This is a genomic window from Micromonospora sp. NPDC005254, assembly GCF_042872525.1.
In the GTDB taxonomy this organism is placed as follows: Bacteria; Actinomycetota; Actinomycetes; order Mycobacteriales; family Micromonosporaceae; genus Micromonospora.
Genome location: NZ_JBIAKM010000001.1, coordinates 318,465 through 336,344, shown reverse-complemented (window position 1 = coordinate 336,344; position 17,880 = coordinate 318,465). Strand labels below are relative to the sequence as shown.

The 17,880-nt window shown below is 73.0% G+C and carries 23 protein-coding genes; 5 read left to right on the top strand and 18 right to left on the bottom strand.

All coding sequences use genetic code 11. The features are described 5' to 3' along the window. Positions 1-30: 30 nt before the first annotated feature. The 6 genes from ACFYPR_RS01625 to ACFYPR_RS01600 form a co-directional block, all read right to left on the bottom strand. Entirely contained in the window at positions 31-945 is a 915-nt protein-coding gene (locus ACFYPR_RS01625; RefSeq protein ID WP_387258291.1) for an SDR family oxidoreductase, read from the bottom strand. 46 nt (positions 946-991) lie between these two features. Next, positions 992-1,729 carry an alanyl-tRNA editing protein gene (locus tag ACFYPR_RS01620; protein WP_387258289.1) on the bottom strand — a complete coding sequence of 246 codons (738 nt, stop codon included), beginning with the start codon at positions 1,727-1,729 and terminating at the stop codon, positions 992-994. A gap of 11 nt (positions 1,730-1,740) precedes the next feature. Continuing rightward, positions 1,741-2,628 carry an alpha/beta hydrolase gene (locus tag ACFYPR_RS01615; protein WP_355064485.1) on the bottom strand — a complete coding sequence of 296 codons (888 nt, stop codon included), beginning with the start codon at positions 2,626-2,628 and terminating at the stop codon, positions 1,741-1,743. Beyond that, positions 2,625-2,939, bottom strand: a complete 315-nt coding sequence (locus ACFYPR_RS01610) for a DUF2516 family protein (RefSeq protein ID WP_234582317.1) — start codon at positions 2,937-2,939, stop codon at positions 2,625-2,627. Before ACFYPR_RS01610 ends, ACFYPR_RS01615 begins: the two co-directional genes overlap by 4 nt. 71 nt (positions 2,940-3,010) lie before the next feature. After that, complete coding sequence (locus tag ACFYPR_RS01605; RefSeq protein WP_354859806.1) at positions 3,011-3,733, bottom strand: hypothetical protein; 723 nt, start codon at positions 3,731-3,733, stop codon at positions 3,011-3,013. Further along, positions 3,730-4,449 carry a helix-turn-helix domain-containing protein gene (locus ACFYPR_RS01600; RefSeq protein ID WP_355064481.1) on the bottom strand — a complete coding sequence of 240 codons (720 nt, stop codon included), beginning with the start codon at positions 4,447-4,449 and terminating at the stop codon, positions 3,730-3,732. Before ACFYPR_RS01600 ends, ACFYPR_RS01605 begins: the two co-directional genes overlap by 4 nt. 112 nt (positions 4,450-4,561) lie before the next feature. Between ACFYPR_RS01600 and ACFYPR_RS01595 the strand changes: the two genes are divergently transcribed. Beyond that, positions 4,562-5,359, top strand: a complete 798-nt coding sequence (locus tag ACFYPR_RS01595) for an alpha/beta hydrolase (protein WP_354859810.1) — start codon at positions 4,562-4,564, stop codon at positions 5,357-5,359. A 246-nt stretch (positions 5,360-5,605) separates the two neighbouring features. Here the strand turns inward: ACFYPR_RS01595 and ACFYPR_RS01590 are convergent, their stop codons facing one another. From ACFYPR_RS01590 to ACFYPR_RS01575, 4 genes are all read right to left on the bottom strand, one after another. Then, positions 5,606-6,565: an asparaginase gene (locus ACFYPR_RS01590; protein ID WP_387258287.1), complete on the bottom strand. Its 960-nt coding sequence runs from the start codon at positions 6,563-6,565 to the stop codon at positions 5,606-5,608. Positions 6,566-6,659: 94 nt separating this feature from the next. Then, entirely contained in the window at positions 6,660-7,487 is an 828-nt protein-coding gene (locus ACFYPR_RS01585; protein WP_354859816.1) for a 3-keto-5-aminohexanoate cleavage protein, read from the bottom strand. Between the two features lie 23 nt (positions 7,488-7,510). Then, positions 7,511-8,623: a folate-binding protein gene (locus ACFYPR_RS01580; RefSeq protein ID WP_355064477.1), complete on the bottom strand. Its 1,113-nt coding sequence runs from the start codon at positions 8,621-8,623 to the stop codon at positions 7,511-7,513. Next, a complete protein-coding gene (locus ACFYPR_RS01575; protein ID WP_387258285.1) occupies positions 8,620-9,048 on the bottom strand; it encodes a Fur family transcriptional regulator in 429 nt (142 codons plus the stop codon). The genes ACFYPR_RS01580 and ACFYPR_RS01575 overlap by 4 nt, the downstream gene beginning before the upstream one ends. Before the next feature lie 68 nt (positions 9,049-9,116). On the opposite strand from ACFYPR_RS01575, the gene ACFYPR_RS01570 reads away from it, so the two are divergent. Then, a complete protein-coding gene (locus tag ACFYPR_RS01570) occupies positions 9,117-9,995 on the top strand; it encodes an aminotransferase class IV (RefSeq protein WP_387258283.1) in 879 nt (292 codons plus the stop codon). Positions 9,996-9,999: 4 nt separating this feature from the next. On the opposite strand, the gene ACFYPR_RS01565 is transcribed toward ACFYPR_RS01570, so the two are convergent. Both ACFYPR_RS01565 and mtfM read right to left on the bottom strand, forming a co-directional pair. After that, complete coding sequence (locus ACFYPR_RS01565) at positions 10,000-10,590, bottom strand: FABP family protein (RefSeq protein ID WP_387258282.1); 591 nt, start codon at positions 10,588-10,590, stop codon at positions 10,000-10,002. 55 nt (positions 10,591-10,645) lie between these two features. Beyond that, positions 10,646-10,750 (bottom strand): small membrane protein MtfM, encoded by a 105-nt coding sequence (gene mtfM, locus ACFYPR_RS01560; RefSeq protein ID WP_305076120.1) that lies wholly within the window; start codon positions 10,748-10,750, stop codon positions 10,646-10,648. Positions 10,751-10,762: 12 nt separating this feature from the next. Here mtfM and ACFYPR_RS01555 point away from each other — a divergent pair, with 12 nt between their 5' ends. The 3 genes from ACFYPR_RS01555 (at position 10,763) to ACFYPR_RS01545 (ending at position 13,651) form a co-directional block, all read left to right on the top strand. Next, positions 10,763-11,137, top strand: a complete 375-nt coding sequence (locus ACFYPR_RS01555; RefSeq protein WP_354859829.1) for a DsrE family protein — start codon at positions 10,763-10,765, stop codon at positions 11,135-11,137. A gap of 82 nt (positions 11,138-11,219) precedes the next feature. Beyond that, positions 11,220-11,600 carry an SCP2 sterol-binding domain-containing protein gene (locus ACFYPR_RS01550; RefSeq protein ID WP_387258280.1) on the top strand — a complete coding sequence of 127 codons (381 nt, stop codon included), beginning with the start codon at positions 11,220-11,222 and terminating at the stop codon, positions 11,598-11,600. Then, positions 11,597-13,651 (top strand): glycogen debranching N-terminal domain-containing protein, encoded by a 2,055-nt coding sequence (locus ACFYPR_RS01545; protein WP_387258278.1) that lies wholly within the window; start codon positions 11,597-11,599, stop codon positions 13,649-13,651. Before ACFYPR_RS01550 ends, ACFYPR_RS01545 begins: the two co-directional genes overlap by 4 nt. Positions 13,652-13,670: 19 nt before the next feature. On the opposite strand, the gene ACFYPR_RS01540 is transcribed toward ACFYPR_RS01545, so the two are convergent. The 6 genes from ACFYPR_RS01540 to ACFYPR_RS01515 all read right to left on the bottom strand — a co-directional run bounded on the left by ACFYPR_RS01540 (position 13,671) and on the right by ACFYPR_RS01515 (position 17,843). Beyond that, the gene (locus ACFYPR_RS01540) at positions 13,671-14,531 is read right to left on the bottom strand and encodes a hypothetical protein (protein ID WP_387258276.1); all 861 of its coding nucleotides are present in this window, start codon (positions 14,529-14,531) and stop codon (positions 13,671-13,673) included. Between the two features lie 70 nt (positions 14,532-14,601). After that, a complete protein-coding gene (locus tag ACFYPR_RS01535) occupies positions 14,602-15,078 on the bottom strand; it encodes a winged helix-turn-helix domain-containing protein (RefSeq protein WP_354859862.1) in 477 nt (158 codons plus the stop codon). Between the two features lie 397 nt (positions 15,079-15,475). Next, positions 15,476-15,796 carry a DUF1416 domain-containing protein gene (locus tag ACFYPR_RS01530; RefSeq protein WP_354859840.1) on the bottom strand — a complete coding sequence of 107 codons (321 nt, stop codon included), beginning with the start codon at positions 15,794-15,796 and terminating at the stop codon, positions 15,476-15,478. A gap of 6 nt (positions 15,797-15,802) precedes the next feature. Further along, entirely contained in the window at positions 15,803-16,651 is an 849-nt protein-coding gene (locus ACFYPR_RS01525) for a sulfurtransferase (protein ID WP_354859843.1), read from the bottom strand. A gap of 209 nt (positions 16,652-16,860) precedes the next feature. Further along, positions 16,861-16,938, bottom strand: coding sequence for an Ms5788A family Cys-rich leader peptide (locus ACFYPR_RS01520; protein WP_310503780.1), 78 nt, complete (start codon positions 16,936-16,938; stop codon positions 16,861-16,863). A 116-nt stretch (positions 16,939-17,054) separates the two neighbouring features. Further along, complete coding sequence (locus tag ACFYPR_RS01515) at positions 17,055-17,843, bottom strand: DUF2993 domain-containing protein (RefSeq protein ID WP_354859846.1); 789 nt, start codon at positions 17,841-17,843, stop codon at positions 17,055-17,057. Between the last annotated feature and the right edge of the window lie 37 nt (positions 17,844-17,880).

The following is a 17,880-nucleotide window of genomic DNA, read 5'->3' as shown; positions in this document are numbered from 1 at the left end:
CAGCGGGCCCGCAGGTGACCCTTCAGCGAGTCAGCGGTAGCCGGTGACGTCGGCCGGCTTGCCGGCGCCGACCACCTCGGTGATGTACCGGATGGCCTCCGGCTGGCTGCCGTCGACGTCGGTGAAGCCGTACACCTTCGACAGCGTGCCCGCGTCGACGGACTGGCCGTTCCAGCGGGCCTTCTCCTCGTCGGTGGCGAGCGCGGCCACCGCGCGGCCGACGAAGGCTGGCGTCTCCGAGATGAGGAAGTGCGGGTCGGTGGCGGCCCCGTCGCGCCAGTTCTCCTCGGTGACGCCGAAGTGCTCCAGCATGGCCTCGGAGCGGAGCCAGCCGGGGGTGAGCGCGACCGCCGTGCCGCCGTGCGGCTTCAGCTCGTGCGCCTGGGTGAAGGCGAGCCGGTTGACCGAGACCTTGGCCAGGTCGTAGAAGACCGAGAGGCGGTAGTTCTCGTCGTTGTACGCCTTGGTGCCGTCGCCGATCTCCACGACCAGGCCACCGGGCTGACGGATCAGCAGCGGCAGGGCGAAGTGGCTGGTGATGATGTGCGTGTCGACGGCCAACCGCAGGGTGCGGAAGCCCGCCTCCAGCGGCTGCTCCCAGACCGGCTTGTCCCAGGTCACCAGGGGGTCGCCGCCCCAGATGTCGTTGACCAGCACGTCGAGTCGGCCCTGCTCGGCGTCGATCCGGGCGACCAGGTCGCGGACCTGTTCGGGCACCAGGTGGTCGACCTGCACGGCGACGCCGGTGCCGCCGGCCGCGGTGACCAGCTCGGCGGTCTCCTCGATGGTCTCCGGCCGGTCCATCTCCGAACGGCCGGCGCGGCTGCTGCGACCGGTGGCGTACACGGTGGCGCCGGCGGCACCCAACTGGACCGCGATCTGTCGACCGGCGCCCCGCGTGGCACCGGCGACGAGCGCGATCTTTCCTGCGAGCGGTTGTGTCATGCCTGCGAGGCTGCCAGCGATACCTGACAGCCGCCGTCCGAATTTGTCAGTCCACCAACCGGACGCGGACCCGGCGGTTGGCCCGACCCTTGCTCTCCACCTTGACCACCTGCACCTTGCCGATCTGGGCGGTGGACGCGACATGGGTGCCGCCGTCGGCCTGCACGTCCAGTCCGACGATGTCGACGATCCGGACCTCCTGCTCGTCCGGCGGGATGAGGTTGGACTGGGTACGGATGATGTCCGGAAGGGCCAGCGCCTCGGTGCGCGGCAGCACCCGGGTGGCGACCGCGCGGTCGGCGGCCACCTCGGCGTTGACCAGCTCCTCGATGCGACTCTTGAAGTCCGGCGGAACCTCGGGGAGGTTGAAGTCCATCCGGGCCTCGCCCGGCTCCATCGAGTTGCCGGTGACGAGCGCGCCGAAGTCGCGGAACACCACACCGCAGAGCACGTGCAGCCCGGAGTGGGTACGCATCAGACGGGTGCGGCGCTCGTCCTCCACCGCGCCGACAACCTCGGTGCCGACCGGCGGCAGCGGGTCACCCTCGGCGGGGATCAGGTGCGGGTCGTCGCCCTTGCGGGTGCCGACGATCCGGGTCTGCACGCCCTGCCAGAGCAGCACGCCGTGATCCGGCGGTTGGCCGCCGCCGCCCGGGTAGAACGCCGAGCGGTCCAGGACGATGCCCTGCTCCGGGTCGGCGTGCAGGACCGTGCAGGTCCACTCACGCAGGGTCGGGTCGGCGAGATCCAGCCGGTGCGTCCGGCCATGCTGTGTGACGCCCATGACAGGCCACGTTACCCGTTGAGGAAGCCGGAGATCCGCTCCCGCAGGTCGGCGCGTTCCGTCCAGAGCACCCCCGGTCGGTCGTACACGTGCAGGGTGGCCTGGGGCAGCGCGGCGGCGAGCTGCTCGGCGACCTCGACCGGGTGCAGGTCGTCGCCCGCGCAGCCGATCACCAGGGCCGGCGCGGTGACCGCCGCCAGGGCGGTCGCGTCCTGCAGCGGCGCCTGCTCCGGAAGCGTGGCCAGGCCGTCGGCCAGACCGTCGCGGAGCAGCTGGTCGAGCCGCTGCCGCAGGTACGCCCAGCCGGCCGGCGTGTTGCGGACCGCCGCCGGCAGCTCCAGCGCGACGACGTCGGCGACCGCCGACGCCTCGCCGCTCTCGACGGCCTCCAGCAGGGCGGTGATGCGGTCCCGGGCGACCGGACCGCGGGGCTGGTCGAGGACCGCCGGCAGGAAGAACACCAGTTTCTCGAAGCGCTCCGGGCTCTCGGCCAGCAGGCGGCACAGTGCGCCCGCGCCGAGGCTCGCCCCGAACGCCCGGCTGGCGCCGCCCAGATCCGCGATGGCCCGCAGATCGCGGGCCAGGTCGAGGTAGGTCCACGGGCCGGCCGGCGCCTCGGAGCGACCGTGACCCCGGAACTGGAAGAACAGCCGACGACCGGCCACCCCGCTGCCGAACGGGCGTGTGGTGGCGATCCCGTTGCCCAGCCCGTGCGCGAACACGGTGACCGGGTCACCGACGCCGGTGACCAGGCGCTCCAGCTGCACGCCGTGCGGGGTGGCGACCAGCTCCGTCTCCGGCTCCGGCAGAGCCGGCCGGCCGGTACGCGGCCCGCCCGGACCCGGCCCCCAGGTGCGGGGGCCGCTGTCGGGCGGAGGCGGCCAGCGAAAACCTCTCACCAGAACCCTTTGCCGTCACTGAGGTCGCGGAGACCGACCCGGACGTCGAGCAGATAGATCAGCGCGGCGGCGATGCCGATCAGTCCGAAGAGGCTGATCGGACCGCGGCTGAGCAGGATCAGCACGAGGCAGACCGCCAGGATGGCGATCCAGCCACCCTTGGGCAGCGTCCCGATGGCGGAGAAGGCGTCGGAGCGCTGCGTGATGGCATGCACCAACGCGACACCCTGGATGATCAACGCGAAGACGAGCAGGATCAGCTCGATCACGTAACGGACTTCGAACGCGAAGATCGGCGCGGCGGTGGCCATGCCGGCAAGTTTATGTCGGCGACCCCGACTACGTCCGTCAAGGACGCCGTCGGGATCGCCGACAGGACGAACTACTCGGCCGCCGGGCGGGTCCGCTTGGTGGCCCGGGGCAGCTTGGCCGACGGGGTCTCGGCCGGCTTCGCGGCCTTCGCCCGGGCAGCCTTCTTGACGGCGGCCGGCTTGGCCTCGGCGATCTCGGCCACCTCGGCCGGGCTCGGCACCTCGGCCGGGGCCGGGGTCACAGCCGGGGCGGTGGCAGCCGGCGCGGCCGGGGCGGGCGCGGCCTGGGTGGCCTCGATGTCGGCGTTGACCGTCTCGGCGGCCTCCAGCACACCAGCGCCGACGACCCGCTCACCACGGGCCACCAGCGCGCCGTACGCGGCGTACGCCCGCTCCTGCGCGGCCTGGGCACCGGCGATCACCACGGCGGCGTTGCGGGTCGCGGCGGTCCGCAACTTGTCGATGTCGGCGACCTCGCGGAGCTTGGTCAGGTCGGCCGCCTCGCGGAGCTTGGTCAGGTCAGCCGCCTCGCGCAGCTTGGCCAGGTCCAGCTCGGCCTGCGCGCGACCGCGCAGGGTCTCGGCGGTCTCGTTGGCGGTACGCAGCGTCTCGGTGGCCTTCTGGCGCAGCTCGAAACCGGTCAGCACGGCCCGGCCGCCGAGGTCGGCGACGACCCGGGTGCCGTGGAGACCGACGGCCGCGGGCAGCTTGCGCAACTGCTCGAGGGCCAACTCGGCGGCACCGGCGGCGGCGTAGATCGGGGCGGGGATGCGGTTGGTCTTCGGCTCGGTCATGACGTCTCCTCCTCGGCCGCCTCGGCGGCCTTGCGGACCGCCGGTCCGGCGGCCTTCTTCTCGGGGGTGCTGGTGCTGCTCTTCTCGGGGGTGCTGGTGCTGCTGCCCGGGGCGGGGGCGGTGCCCGCCTCGGTGACGGCGACCGACTCGAGCACGGCCTCGGTCGGGGTGCCGCCCGCGGTGGTGGGGCCGGTGGCGGCCAGGTTGGCCACGTCGGCCGGCTCGTCGGCGACGTCGGTCGGGATGGTCGCCCCGGTCACTCCGCCGCTGCCGGCGACATCCGGGTTCCCGCTGGCCGGGCCCGCGGCGGCCGAACCTTCGGCGGCCGGGCTCTCGGCGGCCGGGCCTTCGGCGGCGGCCTGGGCCTCGGCGAGCCGGGCGTTCTCCCGGCGGAACGTCTCGTAGATCTGGCTGAGCGACTGCTTCTGGGCCATCGTGAGGTCGGGGTCCACCGCGATGGCGGCGAGCACCCCGTGGCCCTCCTTGTCGTCGAGCAGCCCGGCCCGCAGGTACATCGCCGGGGTCGAGACCCGCAGCGCGCTGGCCAGTTGCTGGAGCACCTCGGCGCTGGGCTTGCGCAGCCCGCGCTCGATCTGGCTGAGGTACGGGTTGCTGACCCCCGCCTGCTCGGCGAGCTGACGCAGCGAGATCTTGGCGTTGCGCCGCAGATCGCGGATGAACCCGCCGACGTCGGGAAGGTCCTTGGGTGTGGCCATGGACACGACGCTAATGCCGCCTGCTAGCTCTTGCAAGCGAAATGCTTGCCAAAGTTAGCAAGGTCTCAGCATCACGTTTGCGCGCCGCTCGCCGGATCCGTACGGTCCGTTGGTGCACAAGATCACAGTCAACGGAGCATCTCTCGCGTACGACGAGGTCGGCAGCGGTTCGCCCGTCGTGCTGCTGCACGCCGGCATCGCGGACCGGCGGATGTGGCGGGGCGTCGTGCCCGCGCTCGCCGCCCGGCACCGGGTGATCGTCCCGGACCTACGCGGGTACGGCGACTCCGAGCTGCCCCCGACGCCGTTCGCGCACCACGACGACGTGGCCGGCCTGCTGGACGCCCTCGACCTGCCCCGGGCCGCGCTGGTCGGCTGCTCCTTCGGTGGATCGGTCGCCGTCGACACCGCGCTCGCGCACCCGGACCGGGTGAGCGCGCTCGCCCTCTTCGACACGGCGCTCTCCGGCAACGAGTGGTCCGACGAGGCCAACGACCTCTGGGACGACCTGGTCGGCGAGGTCGACCCGGACGACTTCGTCGCCGGGGCGGCCGGCGAGGTGCGGTTCTGGGTGGTCGGGCCCGGCCGCCAGCCGGCCGACGTCGACCCTGAACTGCTGGCGTTCGCGCAGGAGATGGACCAGCGCGCCCTGGCCGCCGAGCTCGCGCTCGGCGCGGTGGAGGTGGGCGAGCTGACGCCTCCGGCGATCGGCCGCCTCAGCGAGCTGCGGGTGCCCGTCCTGGTCACCGCCGGCGCCGCCGACGTACCGGACATCAGCCGCCTCGCCGACCGGATCGCCGCCGAGGTCCCCGGCGCGGTACGGCTGCCGGATGTGCCGGATGCCGCACACCTGTTGCCGCTGGAGCGTCCGGAGCCCGTCAACGCCGCCCTGCTCGACTTCCTGAGCTGACCGGCGGCGCGCGCAGCCCTGACCGCGCGGCGCGCACAGCCCTGACCGCCCCTCGGCCAGCGACGCCAAGGGGCCGCCGACGGCCCCGCACCCCCGGCCGCCAGCAGACCCGCCGCCAACGACGGGGCTGACGCCACGACGAGCGCTATACCTCAGAGTCATATTCATGCCTGTGAGGTATAGCGCTCGATCAGGCGTTGGCCGCCGTGCCGGGCAGCCGGATCGCCGACCGGTGGACCGGTGGTGTCACCAGAGCGGGCGGACCGCCCCGACCGGAACGCCACCGCCGAAGAGCGGCACCTCGGCGTACTCGGCCAGCACCGGCGCGTCCACACCGAGCCGGCGCAGCGCGGAGACCAGCACCGGCATCCGGGCCCGGTCGGCTCCATCGTCGATCTTCAGAGCCACCGCGCCGACGCCCGGCAGCCCCACCGCGAACACGCCCTCGGCGCCGACCTTGGCCAGCAGGCCCGGGACACCGCGCATCAGCCGGGTGTCGTCGGCCTGGGTGCCACCGACGATCTCCGGGTGCGCCCGCATCGCGGCGGCCACCGTGCGCGGCGCCGAGCCCGGCTCGGCGCCGACCAGCCGGAGGTACGCCCCGGCCAGGCCGGTCAGCGACACCGCCAGCACCGGGGCACCGCAGCCGTCCACCCCCACCGCCGCCGCCTGCTCGCCGGTGAACTCCTCGATGGCGGCTCGCAACCCCTGCTGCAACGGGTGCTCCGGCCGCCAGTAGCCGTCCCGCGGCCACCCGGCGGCCTCGCAGGTCAGCAGCATTCCGCTGTGCTTGCCGGAGCAGTTCATCTGCACCCGGCTCGGCCCGCCCCCGGCCCGCAGCACCGCCTCCCGGGCCGCCGCACCCACCGGCAGGTCGGGCGGGCAGTGCAGCGCCGAGGCGTCCAGCCCGGCCCGGTCGAGGAGCGCGCCGACCCGGGCCAGGTGGAAGTCCTCCCCCGCGTGGCTCGCCGAGACCAACGCCAGGTCGGCCGGATCGGTAAGCGTCAGGCCGGCGCGGAGCATCCCGATCGCCTGCATCGGCTTGCTGGCCGAGCGCGGGAAGATCGGCGCGGTCACGTCCCCGGCGGTCGCCAGCGGCACCCCGGCGGCGTCCAGCACCACCACCGAGCCGCGGTGCGCGCCCTCCACGAACCCGGACCGGACCACCTCGGCGAGCGGCACGCCGCCCTCGTACGTCTTTCCCACGTGCTGGACGGTACCGAGGGGCCGAGGCTGTCCGTCGGCGGGGTGACCAGGTGGTCCACCGCCCGGGTGACAGGGGCGCGGAAGGTGTCCGGCCTTACAGCCCGAGCAGCGCGCGGGCCTCGGTGGTGGTCAGCGGCGGTCGCTGGGCGAGTTGGGCGAAGCCGACCGCGCGGGCGACCAACTGCATGTTGGACTCGACCGCCCGACCCTTGGCGTACGTCACCGTGTCCTCCATGCCGACCCGCAGGTGCCCGCCGGTGGACAGCGAGGCGAGCATGACCGGGATCGTGCTGCGGCCGATGCCAGTGGCCGAGAAGGTGGTGCCCGCGGGCAGGTCCGCCAGCATCCGGTGGGCGGCGACAAGCGTCTCGGTGGTGCCCGGCATGCCGCCCGGCACCCCCATCACGAAGTCGACGTGCACGTGACCGCCCGCCGGCAGGCCGTACTTGCCGAGCAGCCGCTGCAACGCGGACAGGTGGCCGAGGTCGAAGATCTCGTACTCCGGCACGATGCCGCGCTCCTGCATCCGGGTGTGCAGATCGACGATGAACTCCCAGCGGTTGAGGAAGACGTCGTCGCCGAAGTTGACAGTGCCCATGGTGCAGGAGGCCATGTCCGGACCCGCGTCGAGCACGGCGAGCCGGGACGCCTCCGGGTCGGTCACCGCGCCGCCGGAGGAGAGCTGCACGATCAGGTCGGTGCTCTCCCGCAGTGCCGCCACCGTCTCGGCCAGCCGGGCCGGGTCGAGGGTCGGCCGCGCCTCGTCGTCGCGGATGTGAACGTGGATCACGGCGGCGCCGAGCGCCTCGCACTCCTTGGCGGTGAGCAGCAGCTCGTCCAGGGTCACCGGCAGCGCCGGCACCTCCGCCTTGGCCGACTCCGCGCCCGTCGGGGCCACCGTGATCAACGTCCCTGTCGTCATGCCGGCGATCCTAGACGCCCCGGTCAGGACGGGTCGATCGCCGCCGCGGTCTCGCCGATCATCAGCGCGGCGTCGTCCGGGACGTTCCGCTTCAGGACGGCGAGAGCGACCTGACCCAGCTCGTGGTGCAGCACGGCGGTGCCCACGAAGCCCACCGCCCGGCCGTCGAGGGTGACCGGCGTACCGGCGGTCGGCGGCTGGTCGGTGGTCACCCCGTCCAGGTGCAGCAGCACCAGGCGGCGCGGCGGCCGACCCATGTTGTGTACGCGGGCCACCGTCTCCTGACCCCGGTAGCAGCCCTTGTCCAGGTGCACCGCCGGGCCGATGAGGTCCACCTCGGCCGGGATGGTCCGGTGATCGGTGTCCACCCCGACCCGGGGCTGCCGGGCGGCGACCCGGATCGCCTCGTACGCCCAGAGGCCGGCGACCGGCACGCCCGCGCCGCGTAGCTCGGCGACCACCTGCTCCATCGCCGAGCGGGGCACCAGCAGGTCCACCCCGAGCAGGCCGCGACGCGCCCACCCGCCGATCGGCAGCGGTCGGACGTCGTACCGGATGCCCGCTCGGGGCGGCACGGCCCCGGCGGCGAACTTCGGGCCCGGCACCGGCACCAGGTCCGGCGCGGCCAGCCCGGTCACGCCGAGCGTGCCCAGGGCCTCCGGCGCCGCCGGCCCGACCAGCGACAGCAGCGCCCGCTCGGCGGTGGCGTCGCGGGGGTCGACCCTGCTGAAGAACCGCATCTTCTCCAGGTACGCGAGCAGACCGTCGGTCGCCCCCGGCTCGGTGTCCAGCCAGGTCGTCTCGCCGTCCTCGGCGACCAGGGCGTGCTGCTCGACGTGCCCGTGCGGCGAGAGCACCAGCAACTCGGTGCCCTCGCCGGCGGCCAGCGTGCTCAGGTGCTGCGAGGTGATCGTGTGCAGCCAGCCGGCCCGCTCCTCGCCGGGCACCGCGATGATCCCCCGGTGTGACCGGTCGACCAGGCCGACCTCGGTGTCCAGGACGCGCTGCTCGCGCAGCGGATCGCCGTAGTGCGCGGCCACCCCCCGCACCCCGACCGCGACGTGCGCCGGGTCCGGCTGGTCACGGCTGGCCTCGTCGATGCTCTCGACGGCCACCGCGCCCGCGATGTCGATCATTTTTGATCCCCGTTCTCGCAGCGGTCGCAGACGCCGAAGAGTGACACGTGCCCGATGTCCACCCGGAAACCCCGCTGCGCGGCCAACTGCTCGGCGAGCGGGCGGAGCAGCTCCGGATCGATCTCGTCGATCGCGCCGCACTCCCGGCAGACCAGGTGGACGTGTTGGTGCTCACCCGCCGCGTGGTAGGTCGGCGAACCGTGCGAGAGGTGGGTGTGGGTCACCAGGCCGAGCCGTTCCAGCAGCTCCAGCGTGCGGTAGATGGTGGTGATGTTGACGCCGGCGGCGACCTCCCGGACGGCGGTGTGCACCTGCTCCGGTGTGGCGTGGCCCAGATCGAGCACCGCCTGGAGGACGAGCTGCCGCTGGGCCGTCAGCCGCAGCCCACGGGCCCGGAGCATTTCCGCGAGGGAGGGTTCGGACACCGTCCGATCATAGTTCGGCGGCCGTGGCTACCTCCGCCGTGCGACGCCCGTCGCTACCCTCGACCCTCATGGCGACGTCCTTCACCGGGCAGGTTCCGGTCGGCCCGACCGCGCGGATCGCCGTGCTCGGGCAGGGCCCGGTCCCGGCCACGGAGCCGGTGGTACGCGGCGACGACCGTGGCGTCCTGCACGGCGACGGGCTCTTCGAGAGCATGCACCTGCGCCAGGGCCGGCCGTGGCTGCGCGACGAGCACCTGGCCCGGCTGGCCGCGTCGGCCGCCGCCATCGAGCTGGCCGTGCCCGACGCCGCCGCGTTGACCGACCTGCTCGACACGGTGTGCGCCGGCTGGCCGGCGCGGGTCGAGGGGGCGTTGCGGCTGGTCTGCACCCGGGGCCCGCAGGCCGGCGCACCGACGGTCTACGCCACGCTGAGCGAGGTGCCGGCGGCGGCGCGGATGGCGCGACGGGACGGGATCAGCGTCGCGAACCTGCCGCTCGGGGTGCCCGCCACCGCCCGCGCCGAGTTGACCTGGCTGCCCACCGGGATCAAGTCCATCTCGTACGCGGTCAACAGCGCCGCCCGCCGCTGGGCCCGCGCCAACGGGGTGGACGACGTGCTCTGGATCTCCTCCGACGGGTACGCCCTGGAGGGGCCCACGGCCAACGTGGTGTGGCTCACCGGCGACACGCTCCGCACGGTGCCGGCCGCCACCACCGGCATCCTGCCCGGCACGACCGTCGCCTGGCTGCTCGCCCACGCCGGCGAGCTGGGCCTGAGCGCCTCCGAACGGATGGTCACCCCGGCCGAGCTGCACGACGCCGACGGGGTGTGGTTCGCCTCGTCGGTGCGCGGGCTCACCGAGGTCCACACGCTGGACGGGGTGCGCCGGGACCGTTGCCCGCGCACCCCCGCCCTGCAGTCGCTGCTGGGTTTCCCCGTCGACTGAAGCGTCAGCCGCCGACCCGGACGAGCCGGGCAGAGAGGTGCGCGCTGAGTGGGTGACCCATCGCCGCCATCTCCTGGGCGTAGAGCAGCGCCCCCTCGACGATGCCGAAAAGCCGGTGCCCGCCGGTGACCTCCTTGGCGGTCGCCGTCCGGACCACCGCGTCGGTGGCGAACTCGACCTGGGTGCCGGTGCGCTTGCCGAGGTGCAGCTCCATCACCCCGGTGGGGGTCGTGAGCAGGGCCTCCAGCTCGTCGGTTGCCCGACCGTCCACCAGCACCGGTCGCCACCAGCCGACCTCACGCCCGGCCGGGCGGACGGGCATGCTCTGCTCGTCGAGGATCCAGGCGCGCGACTCGTAGTGCAGGAACGGCCGGCCGTCGTGGCTGATCCGGATCTCCTGCGCGTAGTCGAAGTCCTCGATGGTGGGGAAGCCACCCTTGCCCCGGCCGCGCCACAGACCGATGTACGGCAGCAGGCCGTCCAGCGCCGGGTGCAGCTTCGGGCCGACCCGCAGGTCGTGACTCTCCTCGAACGGGTACTCCTCGACCGGCGGCGCGTTCAGCCACGGTGGCTGCAGCGGGTTCTCGTCGCTCACCGTGCCACCTTCGTTCGCGACTGCGGGGCTCGCAGGCCCGGCTCACTCCTCGCGCTCACCAACGTCCCCTCGAAATCTTTACTGCCAGGTAGACCAGGCCGCCGGCGAGCCCGCCCAGGCCGGCGACCAGCAGGCTGACGAACCCGATCTCGGTAACCATCGTGACCATCCTATGCTGGGCCTCATGGCCCGCTCTCTCGTCGTCAAGGTCACCGCTGGGGCGGACGCCCCGGAGCGGTGCGCGCAGGCGTTCACGGTCGCCGCCACGGCGGTCGCGGCCGGCGTGGACGTGTCGCTCTGGCTGACCGGGGAGTCGACCTGGTTCGCGCTGCCCGGCCGCGCCCAGGAGTTCGAGCTACCGCACTCCGCGCCGCTGGCCGAGCTGCTGCACGTCATCCTGACCAGTGGTCGGGTGACCGCCTGCACCCAGTGCGCGGCCCGGCGGGAGATCGGCCCGGACGACGTACTGCCCGGTGTGCGGATCGCGGGCGCCGCGGTCTTCGTCGAGGAGGCGTTGGCCGAGGGCACGCAGGCGCTGGTCTACTGACCACCGGCACACCTCGGGGCGACGGTATGGGCGGACTCCCGATACCGACCCGACATCTCGGACAGCTGCCTACGATTCGACTGTGACCGAGGCGACGGAGAGGTTCTTCGAATCGCTGCCGACGCGTGCCCCCGCGGTCCTGGGCGGCCTGGCCAGGGGGACCCTGCAGATCGATCTCGGCACCGGCCACCGGACCGAACACTGGCTGGTCCGGATGCGGCCGGGAGCGGTACAGGCCAGCCGCGAGCGGGGTCCGGCCGACGCCATCTGGTTCAGCAGCTCGGCCCTGTTCTACAGGCTGATCACCGGCGAGGCCCAGGCGCTCGCGGCGGTACTGCGCAACGAGAGCACCTTCAGCGGTGACGTGGTGCTCTTCCTGGCCTTCCGCCGCTTCTTCCCGAACCCGCCGGGCACCCGCGACCCGCGCGAGGCGGCCCGGGAGGCAGTCGGGCGGCGGACGTGAACGATCTCGTCAGCATCCTGGACGGCAACACCTTCCTGGTCAGCGACCGACGCGGCGACATCGAGCCGTCCTTCACCTTCCCGACCGGGTTGTTCTCCTTCGACACGCGTTTCCTGTCCAGTTGGGTGCTCACCCTCAACGGCGAGCGGCTGCACGCACTCTCGATCGACGACAGCCAGTCGTACCGGACGACGTTCTTCCTCGCTCCCGGCGAACCCACCCACTACCTGGACGCCAAGTGGTCGGTGATCCGCAGCAGAGAGATCGGGGGCAGCTTCGACGAGGAGCTGACCGTGCTCAACCACTCCGGCGAGGAGGGCGAGTTCACCGTCCGGATCGAGATGAGCAGCGACTTCGCCGACCTGTTCGAGATCAAGCACGCCCGGGAGAAGGTGGGCCGGACGACGGTCGCGGCGACCGACAACGAGCTGCGGTTGACGTACCGGCGGGAGGCGTTCCGCCGGGAGACCGTGGTCCGCTCCACGGTTCCGGCGCAGGTCGACAACTCCGGGATGACCTTCCGGGTCCGGATCGACAGCAACAGCGAGTGGACCACCCGGCTGCACGTCTCCACCGTCGTCTACGGGGCCCGGGGCGAGGACATCCGGGCCACCCTGCCGTACGCGGGCAGCCGCAGCGGGGACGCCATCCGCGCCGAGCAGCAGGAGCTGATCGACCGGGCGCCGAAGCTCGGCTGTGACTGCGAGCCGCTGGCCGGGGCGTACCGGCGCAGCCTCAACGACCTGGCCGCGCTGCGCTACGAGTCGATCGCCCTGGGCGTACGGCTGATCGCCGCCGGGCTGCCGTGGTTCATGACCCTGTTCGGTCGGGACAGCATCATCACCTCGTTGCAGGTGCTGCCGTTCCTGCCGGAGCTGATCCCCCCGACCATCTTCATGCTGGCCGGTCTCCAGGGGCACCGGGTGGACGACTTCCGGGACGAGGAGCCCGGCAAGATCCTGCACGAGCTGCGGTACGGCGAGACCGCCGGCTTCGAGGAGCAGCCCCACTCGCCGTACTACGGGTCGGCCGACTCGACCCCGCTGTTCGTCATCCTGATCGACGAGTACGAGCGCTGGACCGGCGACACCGCGCTGGTCAAGCGGCTGGAGCCGAACATCCGGGCGGCCCTGGAGTGGATCGACACGTACGGCGACCTGCTCGGCACCGGCTACCTCTGGTATCGGACCCGCAACCCGGAGTCCGGGCTGCAGAACCAGTGCTGGAAGGATTCCTGGGACGCCATCTCGTACGCCGACGGCCGGCTGCCCGGCTTCCCCCGGGCCACCTGCGAGTTGCAGGGCTACGCGTACGACGCGAAGATCCGGACCGCCCGGCTGGCCCGGAAGGTCTGGAACGACCCGGCGTACGCCGACCGGCTGGAGCGGGAGGCGGCGGCGCTCAAGCAGCGGTTCAACCACGACTTCTGGATCGCCGACCGGGAGTACTACGCGCTCGCCCTGGACGCCGACGGCCGGCAGGTGGACGCGCTCACGTCGAACATCGGGCACCTGCTGTGGAGCGGGATCGTGGACGAGTCCCGGGCCCGCAAGGTGGTCGACCACCTGCTCGGTCCGCGGCTCTTCTCGGGCTGGGGGGTGCGGACCCTGGCCGAGGGCGAGGGTCGGTACAACCCGATCGGCTACCACGTGGGCACCGTGTGGCCGTTCGACAACTCGATCATCGCCTGGGGCCTGGGCCGGTACGGCTACCGGGAGGAGGCCGGGCTGATCTGCGACTCGATGCTCGCGGCGTCCCGCCACTTCGACGGGCGGCTGCCGGAGGCGTTCGCCGGCTACGCCCGCAGCCGCACCGGCTACCCGGTGGAGTACCCGACCGCGTGCAGCCCGCAGGCCTGGTCGAGCGGCACCCCGCTGCTGTTGCTGCGGGTCATGCTGGGGCTGGAACCGCAGGGCGAACACCTGATCATCGATCCGGCTGTGCCACCGGGCATGGGCCGGGTGGAGCTGCTGGACATTCCCGGCCGCTGGGGCCGCGTGGACGCGTTGGGTCGCAGCCGAGGCCCGCAGGATCACCAGACGGGCGGCTGACCCGGGCCCGACGTCCGGCTCAGGCGGGGCAGCCGACGGTGGCGGCCACCCGTGCGGTGTCCGGGCCGAGTTCGGCCAGCACGGTGACGTCGCCGGTGCGGTACGCGTACAGCGGGGGGTTGTCCAGCAGTGGGGTGCCGGCGGCCAGCGGGGCGAGCGCGCCGGCCGTGGCCGAGCCGGGCCTGGTGGCGGACCGTGCGGTACGGGCCACGGCGCCGCCGGGGCACGGCGCGGTGACCAGGTCCGGCGCGGCGTCGGCCGGACGGTCGAGCGCGGTCAGGGCAGCCGTCAGGGCCGTGGCCTCCGGCCCGGCGCCGGTGGCCGGCTTCGGGTCGTAGCCGGCGCCCAGCGGCCGGCAGCCGGTGTCGACGGTCAACCGGAGCCGGCCGTCCCCGGTCGGTCGTCCCTCGACGGCGACGAAGTCCCCGGCGTCGGCGTGCAGTTCGGGGCCGTCCAGGCCGGGGCCGACTCCGGCCCGCCAGGTGGACGGCAGCCGGTCGGCGATGCCGGTCAGCACGGCGCGCTCGGTGCCGGCGGGCGCGAGCACGCCGACCTCGCGGCGCAGCGCCGCGCCGTCGGAGAACGGGGTGACGCGGCAGCCGGCGTTGACCCGCACCGGGCCCAGTTCCAGCAGCCCGGCCGTCCCGGCGGCGCGGGCCAGCTCACCGACCGCCCGGTCGGCCACCGGGGCGGCCTCGTCGAGGGAGCGCTGTTCCCGCACCGTCGGCGGGTCGTCGCGGACCGACATCCAGGCGAGCCCGGCCAGCAGGACGGCCCACAGCACGGTCGCGACCAGCAGCCAGCGCCGCCCACGCCGGGCAGGTGCCGGCGCGGCGGGATCGCTCGACGGGGCCCAACCCGTCTGGACAGCACCGTTCACCCGGCCATGGTGTCACGGGCGGTCCGCCGTACCGGAGGCAGCGGTCGGCAGCCGGGGTGACGGCCGAGGGTCAGGCCGGCCGGGGCGGCGGATCGAGCCGGTAGCCGACCCCGCGCACGGTGTGCACCCGCGGCCCGCCCGGCAGCCCGTGCAGCTTGCGCCGGAGCCGCTTGATCGCGGAGTGCAGGATCGCCGTGTCGCCGAGGTACGCGCCGGCCCAGACCGCGGCGAAGAGCTGCTCGTGGCTCCACACCACCAGCGGCGGACCGACGAGCCGGGCGAGCAGCTCCCGTTCGGTACGGGTGAGCGGGAGTGGATCGCCGCGCCAGGTGACCAGGTGCCCGGCCCGGTCGACGACCAGCTCACCCCAGCTGACCCGCCCCTGCGGCGGGGCCGGCGGGGTGGCCGGTGTCGAGCCGCCCGGCGGTGGGAACAGCATCGCCCGCAGCTGGGCAAGGTCGGCGCAGGTCACGACCGGCCCGATCCCGTCGAGCTGCCGCAGCACCCGCTCGCGCACCGAGGCGTCCGCACTGACGCAGACGACGATCGGGGCCTCTGCGCCGGGCCCGCCGACTCCGCCCGCACCACCCGCGACCACCACCCGATGATAGTGACGTATGCCGATGTATTTCGGGACCCCGTCCACGGTCGGGATGACGCCACGTCACTGACCAGGCACTGACCGGCGTTATTCACTGAGCACCGTCCGAACCAGCCAGAGCATGACTGTCAGCGGACGTGGGGGTGCCACCCACCCACTCCACCCGCCCCGCTGCGCGGCCGTCCCGGCGGTGCGCGCTCGTCCCGAACCCATCGGGACCCAACGTGGGGAGGAAAAGTGCTCCGACCATCAACGACCTGATGGCCGCCGGCCACCCGCGCTGACGACGATCGGGGCCGGCCACCCCGGAGGGTGACCGGCCCCGGTCGATCAGAGCAGTGGGTCAGGCGACGGTGACGGTGACCTCGTTGACGCCCCGGCCGGCGGTGACGGCGGCGTCGCCGTTGCCGTGCCGGGACAGCGCCCGCAGCGTCCAGGAACCGGGCGCGGCGAAGAACCGGAACTGGCCGGCCGCCGAGGTGACCACCTCGGCGGTGAACTCACCGGTCGAGTCGAGCAGCCGGACGTACGCGCCCGGCACGGCCTCGTCCGCCGCCGAGCGGACGATGCCCGTGATGACGGTTTCCTTCTCCAGGTCCAGGCTGGTCGGCAGCGGCGCGGCCTGGTCGGGTGCGGCGCAACCCGCAGCGGTGGGAGCAGTCATGGCGGATCAGGCCTCCCCGGGCTCATCGCCGAGCGCGACCGGCACGCCGACGAGCGAGCCGTACTCGGTCCAGGAACCGTCGTAGTTCTTCACGTTGCGGTGGCCGAGCAGCTCCTGAAGCACGAACCAGGTGTGCGAGGAACGCTCACCGATCCGGCAGTACGCGATGGTCTCCTTGCCGTCGTCGAGCCCCGCGTCGCCATAGATCCTGCGCAGCTCGTCGTCGGACCGGAAGGTGCCGTCCTCGTTGGCCGCCTTGGACCACGGGACGCTGATCGCGGTCGGGATGTGACCGGCCCGCTGCGCCTGCTCCTGGGGCAGGTGCGCGGGGGCGAGCAGCCGGCCGGCGAACTCGTCGGGGCTACGCACGTCGACCAGGTTCTTGGTGCCGATCGCGGCGACGACCTCGTCGCGGAAGGCCCGGATGGAGGTGTCCGGCTCCTGCGCGACGTACTGGGTCGCCGGGCGGGCCGCCGTCTCGGTGACCAGCGGACGGGCGTCCAGCTCCCACTTCTTGCGACCGCCGTCGAGCAGCTTCACGTCGCGGTGGCCGTAAAGCTTGAAGTACCAGTAGGCGTACGCCGCGAACCAGTTGTTGTTGCCGCCGTACAGGATCACGGTGTCGTCGTTGCTGATGCCCCGCTCGGACAGCAGCGCCTCGAACTGGGTCTTGTTGACGAAGTCCCGGCGGACCGGGTCCTGGAGGTCGGTCCGCCAGTCGATCTTGATGGCGCCGGCGATGTGGCTGGTCTCGTAGGCCGAGGTGTCCTCGTCGACCTCGACGAAGACGACGCCCGGGGCGTCAAGGTTCTTCTCGGCCCATTCGACCGAGACGAGTGCGGTGTCGCGACTCATCGAATCACTCCCTGGTGAGGATGGATGGTGAGCCAACGCGCGAATATCGATGGGTTGAACTGTCGCACCGCGCGCGGGACCCAGCGGAAGGACGGGATCACGGGTTTGTGCGACGGCGCCGCTGCCGGGCGTTCGGTGGGATCACCGGAAAGGGTCGAGGACCCTGCGTGCCGGTGGCCGCCGTCAGGCGGCCAAAAACAGCCCCGCCGTCAGATGACAGGGCGACACAGGCAGGTGGCCACGCGGCACAGGTCGACCGCGCGCCGTTTGGTGAGGTGGGTCCCCATGAGCACGGAGCCTACCAGGCAGTGACCGGGCTGCCACTGGACCGACCACCATCCGGGATCGTCAGGGCTGCGGGGCCGATGGGGTGTCCCAGCGGCCCGGACGACTGACGCGCCGCTCAGCCGGCGGAGTTGATCGGTACGTTCTTCGCGTCGGCGGTGACCGCCAGCCCTTCGGGCAACGGCCGGACCTCCCGGACCGCGAGCTGGAACGGCAGGTCGGGCAGCGGCACGTCGACGGAGATGCCCTCGGCGTACTTGTTCAGGATCGTGCGGGCCAGCGGCAGGTTCGGCAGGCCGGCAGCGTCCAGTTTGCTGAAGCGCAGGGCGACGGCGCCGTTCTCGGCGACGGTGACGTCGGCGGTGCCGGCGACGGTGAACTTCTGGCCGAGGATGTCGACCGGGGCGGTGACGGCGAGCTTGCCGCCCTGCTCGCCGAGGGTGAGCCCGGGTCGGTTCAGCAGCGCGGCGAGGCTCTCGTAGCTGATCGTGCCGGTGCCGTTGACCGTGTCGGCGACGACGTCGCCCTGCCCGGTCCGCAGCGTGTCGAGCGAGGCACGCACGTTGCGGGCGTCCACGTCCAGCACCGGCAGCCGTACGGCGTCACCCTCGACCGACGCCTGCACGTCCCGCAGAGTGATGGAGATCCGCTCGTACCGCCCGTCCAGCACCTGGGTGAGGAACGGCGTCCCGGCGACCTCGACGTCGGGCTTGGCCGACTGCGCCCCCTGCTTGCTGACCTCCTGGCTGACCCGCTCGGCGATGAGCCGCTCGGCCACGCCGACCGCCACCCGGTCGGCGACCACCAGCAGACCCGCCACCACCAGGAGCAGGACGACCAGGCCGATGAGCAGCTTGCGACCGCGCCGTCGGGGCCGGGCCTCGTCAGCCGGATACTCCTGGGCCACGCCGCCTCCTGTCTCCGCCCGCCGCGATGCGGCGGGA